We start from the raw sequence: 15361 nt of genomic DNA, 5'->3' as shown, positions 1-15361 counted from the left end.
CTATGGGAAAAAACACAGGGTTAGGAAAAGGTCTTAGAGCGTTGTTTCCCGATGAAGTTATCATTTCAAAAGATGATGAGGAACTTGAGGTTGATGTTGAAAAATTGGTTTTCTATGTAAAAACCAATAACGTCCGTCCAAATCCAAATCAACCGCGCAAAAATTTTGATCGTGGAAAACTTGAAGAATTAGGTATTTCAATAAAAGAACATGGTATTATACAGCCCTTAGTCGTAAAGCCTGAAGCAAAAGGTTACAGTATCATTGCCGGGGAAAGACGGTGGCGGGCAGCAAATATGATCGGCTTAAAAGAAGTCCCTGTGATAGTAAAAGATCTTCCGCCAGAAGAAGTTTTAGAGATCGCGATCATTGAAAATGTTCAAAGAGAAAATCTCAATAGTATCGAGGAAGCCCTTGCGTTTGAAGGGTTAATGGAAAACTTCAATATGACTCAAGGGGAAATTGGTATTCGAATCGGAAAAAGTCGAACAGCGGTTGCCAATACACTCAGACTTTTAAAGCTTCCTAAGTCAATCCGAAATGAGGTAGCCGAAGGGATGATCACTCCAGGACATGCCAGAGCCATCCTTATTTTAGAAGATCCAGATAAAATGGAAGCATTTTCCAATGAAATCATAGAAAAGGGATTAAGTGTCAGAGAAGCAGAAAAGCGGATAAAAAAGATGCAAATGGAAGGTTCTGTTAAGCCACTGCAAAAAAAGAAAGAAGATAATAGCGGATACATCACAGAAATTCGGGAAGGCTTAGAAGAAAAATACAAAACAAAAGTTAATTTGCAGAATCGCGGAAAAAAAGGAAAAATTGAGTTTTCCTATTCATCTCTGGAAGAATTGGATCGGATTCTGGAGCTTTTGGGATATGTAAAGGTAGATTAAGGACAAGAAAATAAAATTAAATCATGAAATGGAGAAAAAATGAATCAAATCAAAAGAAAGAGACGATTGTCACCTCTTGAGGCGGCAGTCTTAGGAAATATTCTATACTTAGTGATTGTTTTGATATTTAAGTGCGTTTTTGATATTATTAGAACCGATAATTTCGATTATTTGTTTAATGGCGTGCAGTTATTGGCAATTGGAATTTTTTGGATGGTATTGTTTGTTATTTGTTTTAAAAATATTAGCAGAAACGAAAAGCCGAAAATTTTCAAGTACATATTTTTTAGTTTGATACCGATTGTTGTTCTTACAGTATTATTGACGGCAGTGTCCGTATTAGCACCTGGCCAAGATACAAGCAGTGTTTGGAATCAATTCGCTTTTTTGGCAGCACCAACAATTTTTTGGTATTTGCCGTTTGGGCTTATTTATCAATTGATTGGCAGTAATATCTCAATATTCGTCTTTTTTGGAATTTCGCTAATCTTCACGGTGGTGTTTCAAATGATTGGAATTGTTTTAGGGCGAATAATGGGACATAAATATTTAGAAGAATCAAAAGCAGAAAATGAAAAAGAAATCCAAGATGATTTAAATAAAAAGAAAGAAAAGAAAAGCACCAAGAAGAAGTCGAGATTACCGAAACGTACAAGTATCGGCATCGATGGTCTTTCAGATGAGATGATTAATGAGGGGTTTACCCCAAAAGAATCGGTAAGTATGAATATGACCGGGGTGATCATTGAAGATGCCTATCCAAGTGTAAATGACAAAGAATTATATATAGATAATGACCGGGAAAGATTAATTGACCCGCAAACGCCGAAAAATGAAACAGGACTCTTTGAAAGAATAGCGTCTGTTGATGAACAAACAGCGTTTTCAACAGAAATTGAAAGCATTAAGCCTAAAAGAATGCCGGAAATTACGGCCAAAGATAATGAAAGAACAGAAAAAACAACCGTTGCAGATGAATGGGATGTTACAGAACCAATGACTTTGGAGCAAGCCGAGGAAGAAATGAGAAAACATCAGGAAAGTAATGATAAATCATTCTTGAAAGAAACAAGCGCGATTAGAATTATCAATGAGGAAGACATAGAAGAATATTATAGGAATAAAAAATGAGTCTTACATCATTAGATTTAATTTGCATCCTGATTTGTGCAATTTCAGGACTCATCGGATATAAACGAGGTGCAATAAATACCCTGATCAGTTTCGGGGGATTTATTGCATCTTTTACAATAGCCTGGATTTTTTCTCCAATGTTAGGCAATTGGTTAATTGGCTTAGGAATGTTTGATCGCTTAATGGAAAAAATTAACGTTGAAGCAGTTGCTCAGTCACTCATTGATGTTGGACAACAAAGTGTTTTGGTAAATGATGCAACGACACAAGCGATCATCAACGGCGGACAGTCAATGCTGAATCAAAGCTTGAGTGCTATGACGGAGAGTCTTACCCACGGGATTGCACAAGGCATCAGTTTTCTAATCATTGTTTTTGCAGTATCAATTATTGTTTGGATGCTACAAATTATTTTTAGAGGTGTTTCAAAAATCCCGATTATTGGTGGTATCAACCGATTGTTAGGGCTTTTAATAGGATTGGTTTTAGCGCTTTGTTTGTTGGGAGTTGTGCTTTGGGTGTGTACGCTACTAAATGTATACACTGGCGGAGCCGCAAATCTTCCTACTTATGAAGAAAGTACGTTGTTTCAAATAGGCTTGCCCTGGATCATGAACTTTGTAGGAATACAATAGGAGGGTATTATGGGATACTTGATCGATAATTATCAAAAGGTCACATCGCAAATTAATTTTGGAAATCTGCTGGAAGAAATTCTGATTTCGCTTTTGGTATTGGTGGCAGCGATTGTGAGTATTAAAATAATATTTGGTATTGTCAATCGTGTTTTTGATTCATTAAAATCAGGCATTGATGTAAGAGAATCACGTCGGGTCGTGACATTAAACCACGTTGCTAAAACAGGTGTTAGAAGTGGTATATGGACTGTGGCAATTCTTATCATACTAGGACAATTTATGGATGTCAGTTCGCTTTTAGCTGTAGCAGGTGTTGGAACCCTGGCCATCGGTTTTGGCGCCCAGGGAATTGTAGAAGACGTGATGAGTGGGTTTGTGATTGTTTTTGAAAATCAGTTTTGTGTCGGAGATTACATTATTATTGATGAAAATCACTATGGAATCGTTGAAGCAATTGGAATGCGAACCACAAATATCCGTGAGTTCGACGGTGGACTATTTATCATCCATAATGGAAAGATTGATCGGTTGAAAAATTATTCAAAAGGTCATATTAAAGCGACTGTAAATGTCGGAATTTCTTATGAAGAGGACATCAGTAAGGTTACCGATATCCTTAATGACATCTGCAGGGAACTTTTTGAAAGTCATGAAGAATTGTTTAAAACCTGTCCAGAAGTTATTGGGGTGACCGATATGGGTCCATTAGCGGTGAATATCCGAATCAGTTGTGATGAGGATGCAGCTTCTAAATTTAAAGCAGAAACAGTGCTGCGTCAAAAAATAAAAGAAGTGTTTCATGAGAAGGGAATTGAAATCCCGTACAACAAGTCTTTTATTTATAACGGAGAATCAGATAAAAAAGCACAGAGGTGAAACTTGGAAAGTAAAGAATATGCATTAGGCGATCGAGTCGAAATGAAAAAAAAACATCCTTGCGGCAGCTTCCAGTGGGAAATCATTCGATTGGGTGCAGATATAAAAATTAGATGTATGGGTTGTGGACATATTGTGATGTTACAACGATCAAAATTTAATAAACAAATTAAAAAAGTGATAATGAATGAGGATCAGGTAAAGCAATGAAAAATTTCATTATTAGAGAATGGAATAGTGCGGGAATTTATTTTTTTAAAAATCTAAAACAAACTTATTATATTTTTCTAAGTCTTTTTGTTGCACTCATTATTGTTAATGTTATCCTGTTTCAGAATAATCCGCAGATGACAGAAGGCTATTATCAAGAGTTAGTTACGTTGTTTCAAGGAAAAGACATTTTGAATAATACCGGATTAGCTTTATGGTTCTGGATTTTCATTAACAATCTTTGGGCCGGAGGACTGACAATTGCTGCGGGTTTTATACCGTTTTTGTTTCTTCCTGTTTTTTCCCTCTTGTCTAATGCTATGATTGTTGGTTTGATTGGTGCGGTTTATCAGATCAACGGGGTTGGCTGGATTCCTTTTCTGGCAGGAATTCTTCCTCATGGCGTAATTGAGATACCCGCGTTGGTTCTAAGTGTGACACTAGGCGCTCACATTTGTTATGTACTCGTAAAAACGATGACTAAAAAAAGTTTCAAGGGAGAATTAAAACAGGCAATCCTTGCCAGCCTGCGAATTTTTTTTCTTTGGATCATACCGCTTTTTATTATAGCTGCATTTATTGAAACTTTCATGACACCGATAATATTTAAAGCTTTTTCATAAAATGATAACAGTAGGAAAAGAAACATTTTGGAAAAAGCGAGAAAATGCTTGCAAGGATTAAATTTTATGATATAATTAAAAACTGGTATCCTTGCTTGCTGGAAAAGTGAGCCATAGTCCATGAGGAGGTGAAATGGAATGAGAGCGTATGAAACATTATTTGTTTTAAAGCCGGATCTTGAAAAAGAAACAATAGAAGAATTGATTGGTAAAGTTAAAGCTGTAATTGAAACAGCTGGAACAGTTGGAAAAGTTGATGAATGGGGCAAAAGAAAATTAGCCTATGATATTGATAAAAAGTATCAAGAAGGTTACTATGTAATAATAGAATTCAATGCTGAAAACTCAGTACTTGATGCATTGGATCATTTATACAAGATTACTGAATCATTTATTCGAAATATCATTATTAATAAAGAGAAATAAGGGGGCATTTCTGTGAATAAAGTAATTTTAGTAGGAAGACTAACCCGAGATCCTGATGTAAAAAACACGACAACTGGCAAAGCGGTAGCTACATTTACCCTAGCTGTTGATCGTCGTTTTAAAAACAAAGATGGTCAAAAGGAAGCAGACTTTGTACCGATAGTGGTATGGGGAAAACAAGCAGAAATTGCGGGTCAATATCTGTCTAAGGGCAGCCAAATTGGTGTGTCAGGACGACTACAGGTAAGAAGTTACGATGCACAGGACGGTCAACGACGCTATGTGACAGAAGTTGTTGCTGATGAGATTAGTTTCTTGTCATCCAGCCGTAAAGATTCAACCGGCGGAAGTCAGCAAGCTTCTGCACCACGATCAGATAATAATATGTCAGTGATGGGCCTAGATGAAGATTTTCATTTGATGGCCGACGACGACGATATACCTTTCTAAGAATAGGAGGAAAATTTAATGCCAAAACCGTTTAAAAAAAGAAGAAAAGTTTGTGAGTTCTGCGAACGAAAAGTAGAACAGGTTGATTATAAAGATGTCATTACACTCAAGAAATTTATTTCTGAACGTGGCAAAATCTTACCAAGACGAGCCACTGGTACTTGTGCAAAACATCAAAGGAAAGTAACAGAAGCCATTAAACGTGCACGAAATGTTGCGCTTTTACCGTATACATCAAACAACTAAAACCGAAAAAGCTGTTCGTCCCAGGTTCACTCCTTGGATGAGCAGCTTTTTTTTGGCTCTTTGTCAAATGGTGTTGGTATTAGAAGACAAGAAAAATAAAAAATTTATAATTAACATAGCAAACTAAGAAGGAAAATAGTCCGAGGCTGCTTTTAGTTTAGGCAACTCCGGTGTAATGAAAATTCTGTTTCTAAAATGAAAGAAGATTTATAACCAAAAGGAATCGGTTTGATGGTTTTTATTTTAGTGTTTAATCCTTCCAGAACACCGTTTGTATAGTGACAGGGAAACCTCTGAAAAACAAAATAAAATGTATGTTTACGCAAAGTTATATTTATATTTCCGGCACTTTATCTTAATGGTATCTTAATACCACAGATAAAGTTATAACACTATACTGATTTTTACTATGTTATACTGAAAAATATAAAGAATTGAGTAATCACTTAACCCCGGCATTCAAGTGAACGTTGATCACGGCAAATGAGGTGTCTAAACTCGTAACATAAATACCTCCAGATCATAAGACATGGGAACAATGATCATTCACTTTGATTCTGGGGTTGATTTGCGAAAGTTAAGACACCTGCAAATATAAATGTTTGAATATGGCTATTTTGCAGGAAATATTTTTAGAAATTTTGATAAAAAAGTAAGGCTGAAGCGAAAAAGCTGAACCGTGAAAGATACAAAAAAAACGCTCTGAGTTTTTGAGAACGTACGAATTTACAAAAGGAGATGCATCTTATATGACTTTCAATCAAACAAATTTTGATTCCCAGGTTGAGCCCCCCATACCGACGGTAAAAAGACGTGGCAGATTGAAAATATATTTCGGTTATGCAGCAGGTGTTGGCAAAACCTATACCATGCTCAATGACGCCCAAGAGGCGCTGAAAGACGGAATTGATGTGGTCGCCGGTTATATTGAGCCCCATGCTCGACCGGAAACAATGGCATGTTTAGAAGGGCTGGAGGTTTTAGCCCCCTTGGAAATATCATATAAAGGCATCACTTTAGCGGAATTTGATTTGGACAGAGCTATTCGGCGTAAGCCCCAGCTTATTTTAGTGGATGAACTGGCACATACTAATGTAGAGGGGTGCCGCCACAAAAAAAGATACCAGGATGTGGATGAGCTTCTGCAGGCAGGCATAGATGTATACACTACGATCAATGTTCAACACATCGAAAGCCTGAATGATGTTGTCGCCTCCATTACCGAAATATCCGTACGAGAGCGTATTCCGGACAGCGTATTTGACAGCGCTGATCAAATTGAATTGGTTGATATTGAACCGGATGACTTGATAGACCGATTAAACAAAGGGAATATCTACCGGGAAGAACAAGCACGAAGGGCGCTTGGAAATTTTTTTACTAAAGAAAATTTGATTGCGCTTCGCGAAATAGCTTTGCGCCGGACTGCTGATAAGGTTAACCGCACGGCTATCAACAATGAAATACAAAACTGTGACCAGGCAAAAAGCAAAACTCAATATGCCAATGAGCATATTTTAGTCTGTCTTTCATCAGCTGCTTCCAACGCAAAAGTTATCCGTACGGCAGCAAGAATAGCAGATGCTTTTCACGGCACTTTTACTGCATTATTTGTGGAAACGTCTGAAGCCGAAGAATCAGACAACAAAAACATGATGAGTTTAATGGAAAACCTGAGACTAGCTGAGCAACTTGGTGCGCAAATTGCGACTGTGTATGGCGATGATATTCCCGCGCAGATTGCGGAATACGCTAGATCAAGCCGGGTGTCAAAGATTGTCATGGGACGCTCAGCACATACCAGAAAATGGTTTGTAAAATCCAATTTTGTTGATAAACTGACTGCGTACGCGCCAACTATTGACATTTATATTATTCCCGATACGCAGTCGTCTTCCTATATAAACTTTCCTAAGTTTGTAAAACCATCGGGCCTGTCGTTGGTCGACACAGCCAAATCCGTAGGTATTCTGGTAATTTGTACCTTGATCGGATTTTTGTTTACTTCTTTAAATTTTAGCATAGCAAATATAATAACAGTATATATTCTGGGCGTTCAGCTGAATGCCATAGTTACACGGGGTAGAATGTATAGCGCCGTATCGTCAGTATTAGGCGTGCTTTTATTCAACTATTTCTTTACGGAGCCCCGCTTTTCTTTTCAAGCGTTTGATCCGGGTTACCCGGTGACCTTTTTGATTATGTTGGTAGCATCTTTAATTACCAGCACGCTGACCAAGCAGGTAAAAGAGCAAGCTCGCCAATCCGCTCAAAAAGCGCATCGCACTGAGGTGCTTTTGGAAACGAGCAGAAAATTACAACAGGCGAAAAATCAATCAGATATTTTAATCGAAACGGCACATCAAATGGTAAAGCTGTTAGGTAGGACTATAATTATTTACGCTGCAAAGCAAAATACGCTATCTGAGCCGCTTGTTTTTCCAAAGGAAGATTCTGTTGATTCACAGGCGTATCTTGCAACAGATGAACGTGCAGTTGCCGAATGGGTTTATATGAATAATAAACATGCTGGTGCTACTACAAACACATTATCTACTGCTAAATGTTTATATCTTGCGGTACGTAGCGGCAATTCAGTACTTGCCGTTGCGGGAATTGTCATGGATAAAGAATCTCCTTTGGAAGCATTTGAAAAAAGCCTGATGATTGCCATGCTTAATGAATGTGCAATGGCACTTGAAAAAGAAAACTCGAATGAAGCACAAAAACAGATTTCAATTCAAATGCAGCAAGAACAACTCCGAGCAAACCTGCTTCGGGCTATCTCCCATGATTTGCGCACTCCACTTACCAGTATTTCAGGAAATGCGGGAATTCTTATGGGGAATTCCGAAGTGTTGAACAAAGCACAGAAAAAAAGTCTTTATTCGGATATTTATGATGATTCGATGTGGCTTATCAATTTGGTGGAAAATTTGCTTTCGATTACGCGAATCGACAATGGCACGTTAAATTTAAATATGCAGTCTGAACTTTTAGAGGAAGTCTTTACAGAAGCATTGCTTCATATTAATCGCAACAGTGTGGAACATAAAATTGAGACCGTATTGGATGACGAATTTCTGATGGCCAAAATGGATTCTCGGTTGATTATTCAGGTCATTATCAATATTATGGACAATGCTATCAAATATACGCCGCCCGGATCGCATATTATCATCTCTGCGAAGCGCGAAAAGCAGATGGTTCTTATAGAAATTTCTGATGACGGCCCCGGTATATCAGATAAAGCAAAATCAAAGTTGTTTGAGATGTTTTATACGGCAGACAACATTCGGGGAGATGGACGTCGTGGATTAGGCCTGGGGCTATATTTGTGTAAATCGATTATAAATGCCCTTGGTGGTACAATCGATATTAAGGATAATATCCCGCATGGTACAGTATTTTATTTTACTTTGCAGGCAGAGGAGGTAAATTATCATGAATAAACCATTGATTCTTGTAGTGGAGGACGACAAAGCGATCCGAAAACTGATTACTACAACACTGGAAACACAGCAATACCTATATCACACAGCTGAAACAGGCGGAGCTTCGATATTAGAAGCCGTTTCCAAACAGCCGGATATCATAATCCTGGACTTGGGGCTTCCAGATATGGACGGTGTGGATATCATAAAAAAAATCCGGGCATGGTCAAACACTCCCATCCTTGTGGTCAGCGCACGCAGTGAAGTCCGAGACAAAATAGATGCGCTGGATGCCGGTGCGGACGATTATCTGACGAAGCCGTTCAGTGTAGAAGAACTACTGGCAAGACTCCGGGTCAGCCTGCGAAGAGTCCGTTATGACAGTGATAAGCTGTTAAAGGATGCTTCTGTCTTTACTAATGAGAATTTGAAAATTGATTATGCAGCAGGATGTGTCTGGTTGGATGACGAGGAAGTACACTTGACTCCAATCGAATATAAGCTGTTATGCCTGCTGGCAAAGAATGTAGGTAAAGTACTGACTCATAATTATATCCTGCATGAAATCTGGGGTAATTACACCAGCGATGTTTCCGCTCTACGCGTTTTTATGGCAACTCTCAGAAAAAAAATAGAGCATACGCCCGCACAGCCAAAGTATATTCAGACACATATTGGTGTCGGCTATAGGATGCTGCAAGTCGATGATGACAGAAAATCGCTTTAATACGTTTCATACAAAACAATACATTTTTGAGAAGTCATCCTATAATCAATTGCAGCAAATGTTAACAAAAAATCTTGGTTCACTTTAATTGTGAACCAAGATTTTTTTGTTTGCATTTCTACTCATAAAAGTAACTGATATTGCATCTTCACTTTTATCATTTTTAATTCGGTTTTGGTCATAACTTATAAAAAAGACTATCTTTATATAGTATTAATTCACACACGAAAACCCTAACCCCGACCTAATGGCGGACGTGATAAACTAAACAAAATTGAAATATAGGAGGATTTAAATATGGACTTTTTAATGATTGGTATTTTAGCAATATGTTATTTGCTAATTAAGTTGTTTGCCGACTGGTGTGAGCACCAAGTTGAGAAATCGTAGAGGTGGTTATTAATTATGATAATTCTTGGAATTCTGATTATTGCACTGGGAGCGTACTTACTATATGCGTTAGTCAATCCTGAAAAATTTTAACAGAAAAGTGGAGAAAAAACGATGTTACAAATTATTTTAATATTGGTAACCTTTATTGCCCTTATTATTCCAATGGGGAAGTACTTATATCATATTGCAGTAGACCAACATACCTTTGCTGATCCGGTTTTCAACCGAATCGACAATGTGGTTTACCGGATATGCGGTATTGAAAAGAAAGAAATGAATTGGAAGCAGTATGCTATAGCAATGCTTGTAACCAACGTAATTATGGTTCTAGTTGGCTATTTGATCCTGAGAATTCAGGCCTTGCCGATTTTGAATCCTAACGGTATTGGTGGGATGGAGCCAAGCCTTTCATTTAATACGATTATCAGTTTTATGACGAATACGAACCTTCAGCACTACTCTGGAGAATCAGGGCTTTCATATTTGAGCCAAATGATGGTAATTATATTTATGATGTTTGCTTCTGCGGCTACCGGATTTTCCGTCGCCATGGCTTTCGTGCGCGGTCTTGCAGGAAAAACAAAGTCGATGGGCAATTTTTATGTCGATCTTATTCGGATCACAACACGTGTTTTGCTTCCGCTTTCCCTGTTGATCGGGTTGGTTCTTGTTTCTCAAGGGGTACCACAAAACTTATCTGCCAATGTCACGGTCCAAACCATAGCGGGAAAATATCAGGACATTGCAATGGGCCCGATTGCGGCGCTTGAATCAATCAAGCATATTGGGACAAACGGCGGCGGATTCCTCGGAGCTAATTCGTCGGCGCCGTTTGAGAATCCTAATGTGATTACCAATATAATCGAAATGCTTTCGATGATGTTGCTTCCGGGTTCGTGCGTGATAGCATTTGGACATATGGTACGCAACCGTAAAAAAGAAACCAAAAAAGGAAAAGAAAAAAGGGTTCTGATTGGTAGCGAGGCAAAGCCTATTTTCGCCGTGATGCTCATCATCTTAATTATGGGCGTGATTGTCTGCTTTGCAGCTGAACAAGCCGGCAATCCCATACTGAAGCAGATTGGATTAAACCAGAGCATGGGCAACATGGAAGGCAAGGAGGTCAGGTTTGGAATCGCTCAATCGGCGCTCTTTACAACGGTGACAACGGCCTTTACCACCGGCTCCATCAATAACATGCATGATACCCTTACGCCTTTAGGTGGTGTTGTTCCGCTAATGAATATGATGCTCAATGTTGTGTTTGGCGGTAAGGGCGTCGGACTGATGAACATGATTCTATATGTGATTCTTACTGTGTTCATCTGCGGGCTTATGGTTGGCCGAACGCCGGAGTATTTGTCTAAAAAAATTGAAGGAAAGGAAATGAAACTCACAGCGCTTGGGATCATCATTCACCCGCTGTTGATTCTAGCCTTTTCAGCATTAGCTATTGCTGTCCCGGCAGGTTTGGCCGGAATCAGCAATCCCGGATATCACGGACTGACGCAAGTGATATATGAATATGCATCCTCTGCAGCCAACAATGGTTCCGGTTTTGAAGGCTTGGGAGACAATACATATTTTTGGAATATCACTACCGGGCTAGTCATGTTTTTCGGACGCTATTTGTCCATCATTATCCAACTGGCTATTGCCGGCTCATTAATGATGAAACAGCCAGTTAGCGAATCTATCGGAACATTAAAGACAGATACCAGGACGTTTGGCATATCACTGTTCATGGTCATTTTGATCATTGCCGCGTTGACATTTTTCCCGGCGATGGTTCTTGGCCCGATTTCGGAACATTTAACCTTGTGGAATTAAGGAGGACACTTTCATGAATAAAGGAACAAAAACAAAGTTTATTACAAAAGATATTCTAAAATCATCAATTATAGGAGCGTTTACAAAACTGAATCCTCGGTACATGATGAAAAACCCAGTTATGTTTGTGGTTGAAATAGGGTTCGCGGTTACATTGCTGCTTTGTTTTTTCCCTAATATTTTTGGGGATGAAGGAAACAATTTGCGGCTGTATAATGGAATTGTCGCAGTCATCCTTTTAATTACTGTGCTTTTTGCTAATTTTGCTGAAGGGGTGGCCGAAGGCCGGGGCAAAGCACAGGCTCAAAGCTTGAAAAAAACGCAGAAAGATATGCAGTCTCGTATCTTGAGTGACGACGGCAGAGAAACCGTAATGAGCGCAAGTATGCTGAAAAAGGGAGATATCGTTTTGGTAAAGATGGGAGAGCTTATCCCCAATGACGGTGAAGTTATTGAAGGCATTGCTTCAGTAGATGAATCTGCTATTACTGGTGAATCCGCACCGGTGTTAAAGGAAAATGGAGGCGATTTTGCATCGGTCACAGGCGGAACAACAGTGGTGAGCGACTGGCTTAAAATCCGGATCACATCAAATCCGGGCGAATCTTTTCTTGATAAAATGATCGCATTGGTTGAGGGCGCATCCCGAAAGAAAACGCCAAATGAGATAGCCTTGAACACCTTACTGGTCGGCCTGACCATAATTTTTTTGATTGTCATAGTCACCCTCTATCCAATTGCTGTATACAGCGGGGTACGCTTGCAGATTTCGACTTTGATCGCTCTTACTGTTTGCTTAATTCCCACGACTATTGGTGGATTGCTCTCTGCCATAGGCATTGCTGGCATGGATCGTGTTACGCGTTTTAATGTCATTGCTTTGTCTGGAAAAGCGGTGGAAGTTTGTGGCGATGTGGATACTATGATTCTTGATAAGACTGGTACAATTACTTACGGAAATCGTATGGCAGCTAAATTTATACCAGTAGGAAATGCGAGCGAACAGGAGCTGATTCGTTACGCCGTCATCAGTTCTCTAAAAGACGATACTCCGGAAGGAAAATCGGTAGTAGAACTTGGAGAGCATCTTAGCGGGTTACATCAGGAGATAAACCCCGGTATGGAATTCATGGAGTTTACTGCGCAGACGCGCATGAGCGGCGTCGACCTTTCAGATGGGACAATAATACGGAAAGGCGCTTCTGATGCTATCCAAAAATATGTGCAGGAGTTGGGCGGTTTCATTCCAAAGGATTTGGAGGCGCAGGTCAATGAGGTTGCCAAGCTGGGTGGTACGCCACTAACTGTCTGCGTCGGGAATCGGATTTTAGGCGTCATTTATCTGAAGGACACCATAAAATCGGGGCTTGTGGAGCGTTTTGCAAGATTGCGTGCGATTGGCATCAAAACCATCATGTGTACTGGTGACAACCCGCTGACGGCAGCTACCATTGCCCAAGAGGCGGGTGTGGACAGCTTCATTGCGGAATGCAAGCCGGAGGATAAGATTGCGTTGATCAAGGCCGAACAATCCGAAGGTAAGATTGTCGCAATGACGGGAGATGGTACAAACGACGCACCAGCACTCGCACAGGCGAATGTTGGTATTGCGATGAACAGCGGAACCTCAGCCGCAAAGGAAGCGGCGAACATGGTCGATCTGGATTCTGATCCGACAAAGATTTTGGATGTTGTGGAAATCGGGAAACAGCTTTTGATTACACGCGGTTCGCTGACGACCTTCAGTATTGCCAATGACGTTGCCAAGTATTTTGCGATTATTCCGGCCATGTTCATGGCGGTCATTCCGCAAATGAAGGTATTGAACATCATGGGATTGTCCACCTCATATAGTGCGATACTCTCCGCTTTGATTTTTAATGCCATCATTATCCCATGCCTGATTCCACTTGCTATGAAAGGTGTCAAGTATAAGCCACAACGATCAGAGAATATGTTGTCTCACAATATGCTTATCTATGGACTCGGTGGTATCATTGCTCCATTTATAGGTATCAAGGTGATTGATTTAATCATCTCCCCACTGCTAGTGCTTTTGGGCCTATAGAGGGAGATCACATGGATTTGAAGGAGGTCATTTTATGGATGTCTTTTTAGAAAATGTCGGAATGTTGGCAATTGCCTTCGTAATTATTTACGGTTATAAGAAAATACTGGAATACTATGAGTTTAAACGTTCAGGCTTCTATGAGAATGAGATGGTTTATCAGGCAGCGGATGAATTTGTCCTTGGAGCAGCTTCCGACGAAGTTAAAGATCTTTTGACAAGTTGCTTTGATTTTGATAGGGAAGACGTTGATGAAATTCTGTCACGGTCACTTCCTCATAGGACTGATAAAGATGGAGGCTACCAGGCATTTATTACGTCCGTGAACAAGGTATTGGGCATAGATGTTTACAGCGAGTGTCACACACATTAGATTTGGTGACAGGCTACATCCTTATTGGCTATGCAGTGATTGATTTCACAACTATTTCGCTGTTACGCTTTTTGAATTAAAATTTTGAATTAAAATAGGAGGTTATCAAAATGAGTATATTTTTGAAAGAAATAAAAAAGCCGCTTTTAGTAACATTGACTCTGCTTTTGATATGCGGCCTGGCTTACCCAATGCTGCTTACAGGTGCCAGCCAAGTGTTCTTTCCGAAGCAGGCTAATGGTAGTTTGGTTACTGTTGACGGCAATGCGGTCGGCTCTGAACTTGTTGGTCAGGATTTTACTGATACGCGTTTTATGAAGTGTCGCCCATCTGCGGTAAACTACAATACCTATACGCAGGAGGATAAGGATAACGGTGATTATACCGGAATTGCTTCAGGATCAAAGAATTACGCAACAACCAATCCAGAACTGTCCAACCGTGTTCAGGATGACATCAGTGAATTTTTAAAATCAAATCCTTCTGTTAAAGCAGAGGATATCCCTACCGATTTATTGACAGCGTCCGGTTCCGGTCTTGACCCACACATCAGTCCAGAATCGGCTGCCATCCAAATTTCAGCGTTAGCCGAAGCAACCGGTTTATCGCAGGATAGACTGAAGGAAATCGTAAAGGAGAATACAAAAGGAAAGGTTCTTGGTATATTCGGGGAGGAAACCGTTAATGTGTTGATGGTTAATTTGCAAATTGCTAAAGATTTAAATCTGGTGAAATAGGCGCAGGTTAACAATCCGGTGTTGTCATAACACCTTCACTTAGATATGGAATTGGCATTGGAGGGTTGTTTTTTCCCAGGCTCAGCGGGAATCATGCTGAGCCAAGTAGAACAGGTTGATGATAAAGAAGCCATTAAACGGGCGCAAAATGTTGCGCTTTTACCGTATCCATCAAATAACTAAAACCGGAAAAGCTGTTCATCCCAGGTTCGCACCTGGGATGAGCAGCTTTTTTTATTTATGCTGAATCAGAGAGAAAATAATGATCATTGAGCGTGGGAAAAAATAATAGGCATTTTA

General features: G+C 39.7%; 17 protein-coding genes. 16 read left to right on the top strand and 1 reads right to left on the bottom strand.

Annotation, left to right across the window (positions count from 1 at the left end; all coding sequences use genetic code 11):
- The first annotated feature begins 2 nt into the window (after nt 1–2).
- From FZC40_RS12410 to rpsR, 9 genes are all read left to right on the top strand, one after another.
- Nucleotides 3–896 carry a ParB/RepB/Spo0J family partition protein gene (locus FZC40_RS12410; RefSeq protein ID WP_148604793.1) on the top strand — a complete coding sequence of 298 codons (894 nt, stop codon included), beginning with the start codon at nt 3–5 and terminating at the stop codon, nt 894–896.
- 39 nt (nt 897–935) lie between these two features.
- The gene (locus FZC40_RS12405; RefSeq protein ID WP_148604791.1) at nt 936–2027 is read left to right on the top strand and encodes an APC family permease; all 1092 of its coding nucleotides are present in this window, start codon (nt 936–938) and stop codon (nt 2025–2027) included.
- Entirely contained in the window at nt 2024–2665 is a 642-nt protein-coding gene (locus tag FZC40_RS12400) for a CvpA family protein (RefSeq protein WP_148604789.1), read from the top strand. Before FZC40_RS12405 ends, FZC40_RS12400 begins: the two co-directional genes overlap by 4 nt.
- Before the next feature lie 9 nt (nt 2666–2674).
- Nucleotides 2675–3544 (top strand): mechanosensitive ion channel family protein, encoded by an 870-nt coding sequence (locus FZC40_RS12395; protein WP_148604787.1) that lies wholly within the window; start codon nt 2675–2677, stop codon nt 3542–3544.
- A gap of 3 nt (nt 3545–3547) precedes the next feature.
- Nucleotides 3548–3754: a DUF951 domain-containing protein gene (locus FZC40_RS12390; RefSeq protein ID WP_148604785.1), complete on the top strand. Its 207-nt coding sequence runs from the start codon at nt 3548–3550 to the stop codon at nt 3752–3754.
- A complete protein-coding gene (locus FZC40_RS12385; RefSeq protein ID WP_148604783.1) occupies nt 3751–4377 on the top strand; it encodes a stage II sporulation protein M in 627 nt (208 codons plus the stop codon). Before FZC40_RS12390 ends, FZC40_RS12385 begins: the two co-directional genes overlap by 4 nt.
- A 138-nt stretch (nt 4378–4515) precedes the next feature.
- Nucleotides 4516–4803: a 30S ribosomal protein S6 gene (gene rpsF / locus FZC40_RS12380; RefSeq protein WP_148604781.1), complete on the top strand. Its 288-nt coding sequence runs from the start codon at nt 4516–4518 to the stop codon at nt 4801–4803.
- Between the two features lie 12 nt (nt 4804–4815).
- On the top strand, nt 4816–5253 hold the full coding sequence (locus FZC40_RS12375) for a single-stranded DNA-binding protein (RefSeq protein ID WP_148604778.1): 438 nt from the start codon (nt 4816–4818) through the stop codon (nt 5251–5253).
- Between the two features lie 18 nt (nt 5254–5271).
- A complete protein-coding gene (gene rpsR / locus FZC40_RS12370; RefSeq protein ID WP_148567943.1) occupies nt 5272–5499 on the top strand; it encodes a 30S ribosomal protein S18 in 228 nt (75 codons plus the stop codon).
- Between the two features lie 152 nt (nt 5500–5651).
- Here rpsR and FZC40_RS12365 read toward each other — a convergent pair whose 3' ends face one another.
- Nucleotides 5652–5825: a transposase gene (locus FZC40_RS12365; RefSeq protein WP_186843797.1), complete on the bottom strand. Its 174-nt coding sequence runs from the start codon at nt 5823–5825 to the stop codon at nt 5652–5654.
- 423 nt (nt 5826–6248) lie between these two features.
- On the opposite strand from FZC40_RS12365, the gene FZC40_RS12360 reads away from it, so the two are divergent.
- The 7 genes from FZC40_RS12360 (at nt 6249) to FZC40_RS12330 (ending at nt 15061) form a co-directional block, all read left to right on the top strand.
- On the top strand, nt 6249–8951 hold the full coding sequence (locus FZC40_RS12360) for a sensor histidine kinase (protein WP_148604776.1): 2703 nt from the start codon (nt 6249–6251) through the stop codon (nt 8949–8951).
- Nucleotides 8944–9660: a response regulator gene (locus FZC40_RS12355; protein WP_148604774.1), complete on the top strand. Its 717-nt coding sequence runs from the start codon at nt 8944–8946 to the stop codon at nt 9658–9660. Before FZC40_RS12360 ends, FZC40_RS12355 begins: the two co-directional genes overlap by 8 nt.
- A 405-nt stretch (nt 9661–10065) precedes the next feature.
- Entirely contained in the window at nt 10066–10143 is a 78-nt protein-coding gene (gene kdpF / locus FZC40_RS17800; protein ID WP_205737082.1) for a K(+)-transporting ATPase subunit F, read from the top strand.
- Nucleotides 10144–10164: 21 nt separating this feature from the next.
- The gene (gene kdpA, locus FZC40_RS12345) at nt 10165–11883 is read left to right on the top strand and encodes a potassium-transporting ATPase subunit KdpA (RefSeq protein ID WP_148604771.1); all 1719 of its coding nucleotides are present in this window, start codon (nt 10165–10167) and stop codon (nt 11881–11883) included.
- A gap of 13 nt (nt 11884–11896) precedes the next feature.
- Nucleotides 11897–13951 (top strand): potassium-transporting ATPase subunit KdpB, encoded by a 2055-nt coding sequence (kdpB, locus tag FZC40_RS12340; RefSeq protein WP_148604769.1) that lies wholly within the window; start codon nt 11897–11899, stop codon nt 13949–13951.
- 34 nt (nt 13952–13985) lie between these two features.
- Nucleotides 13986–14324, top strand: a complete 339-nt coding sequence (locus FZC40_RS12335) for a hypothetical protein (protein ID WP_148604767.1) — start codon at nt 13986–13988, stop codon at nt 14322–14324.
- Between the two features lie 110 nt (nt 14325–14434).
- Nucleotides 14435–15061: a K(+)-transporting ATPase subunit C gene (locus FZC40_RS12330; RefSeq protein ID WP_148604765.1), complete on the top strand. Its 627-nt coding sequence runs from the start codon at nt 14435–14437 to the stop codon at nt 15059–15061.
- The last annotated feature ends 300 nt before the right edge of the window (nt 15062–15361 follow it).

Source organism: Acetobacterium tundrae, from assembly GCF_008086615.1.
GTDB classification, from domain to species: Bacteria; Bacillota; Clostridia; order Eubacteriales; family Eubacteriaceae; genus Acetobacterium; species Acetobacterium tundrae.
The sequence above is the reverse complement of the archived record's forward strand: the minus strand, read 5'-3'. Positions and strand labels throughout refer to the sequence as shown.

Excerpts from the sequence above, each read along its gene's own strand:
- FZC40_RS12410 (WP_148604793.1), top strand. The coding sequence starts at position 3 with ATGGGAAAAAACACAGGGTTAGGAAAAGGTCTTAGAGCGTTGTTTCCC.
- FZC40_RS12405 (WP_148604791.1), top strand. The coding sequence starts at position 936 with ATGAATCAAATCAAAAGAAAGAGACGATTGTCACCTCTTGAGGCGGCA.
- FZC40_RS12400 (WP_148604789.1), top strand. The coding sequence starts at position 2,024 with ATGAGTCTTACATCATTAGATTTAATTTGCATCCTGATTTGTGCAATT.
- FZC40_RS12395 (WP_148604787.1), top strand. The coding sequence starts at position 2,675 with ATGGGATACTTGATCGATAATTATCAAAAGGTCACATCGCAAATTAAT.
- FZC40_RS12385 (WP_148604783.1), top strand. The coding sequence starts at position 3,751 with ATGAAAAATTTCATTATTAGAGAATGGAATAGTGCGGGAATTTATTTT.
- rpsF (WP_148604781.1), top strand. The coding sequence starts at position 4,516 with ATGAGAGCGTATGAAACATTATTTGTTTTAAAGCCGGATCTTGAAAAA.
- rpsR (WP_148567943.1), top strand. The coding sequence starts at position 5,272 with ATGCCAAAACCGTTTAAAAAAAGAAGAAAAGTTTGTGAGTTCTGCGAA.
- FZC40_RS12360 (WP_148604776.1), top strand. The coding sequence starts at position 6,249 with ATGACTTTCAATCAAACAAATTTTGATTCCCAGGTTGAGCCCCCCATA.
- FZC40_RS12355 (WP_148604774.1), top strand. The coding sequence starts at position 8,944 with ATGAATAAACCATTGATTCTTGTAGTGGAGGACGACAAAGCGATCCGA.
- kdpF (WP_205737082.1), top strand. The coding sequence starts at position 10,066 with ATGATAATTCTTGGAATTCTGATTATTGCACTGGGAGCGTACTTACTA.
- kdpA (WP_148604771.1), top strand. The coding sequence starts at position 10,165 with ATGTTACAAATTATTTTAATATTGGTAACCTTTATTGCCCTTATTATT.
- kdpB (WP_148604769.1), top strand. The coding sequence starts at position 11,897 with ATGAATAAAGGAACAAAAACAAAGTTTATTACAAAAGATATTCTAAAA.
- FZC40_RS12335 (WP_148604767.1), top strand. The coding sequence starts at position 13,986 with ATGGATGTCTTTTTAGAAAATGTCGGAATGTTGGCAATTGCCTTCGTA.
- FZC40_RS12330 (WP_148604765.1), top strand. The coding sequence starts at position 14,435 with ATGAGTATATTTTTGAAAGAAATAAAAAAGCCGCTTTTAGTAACATTG.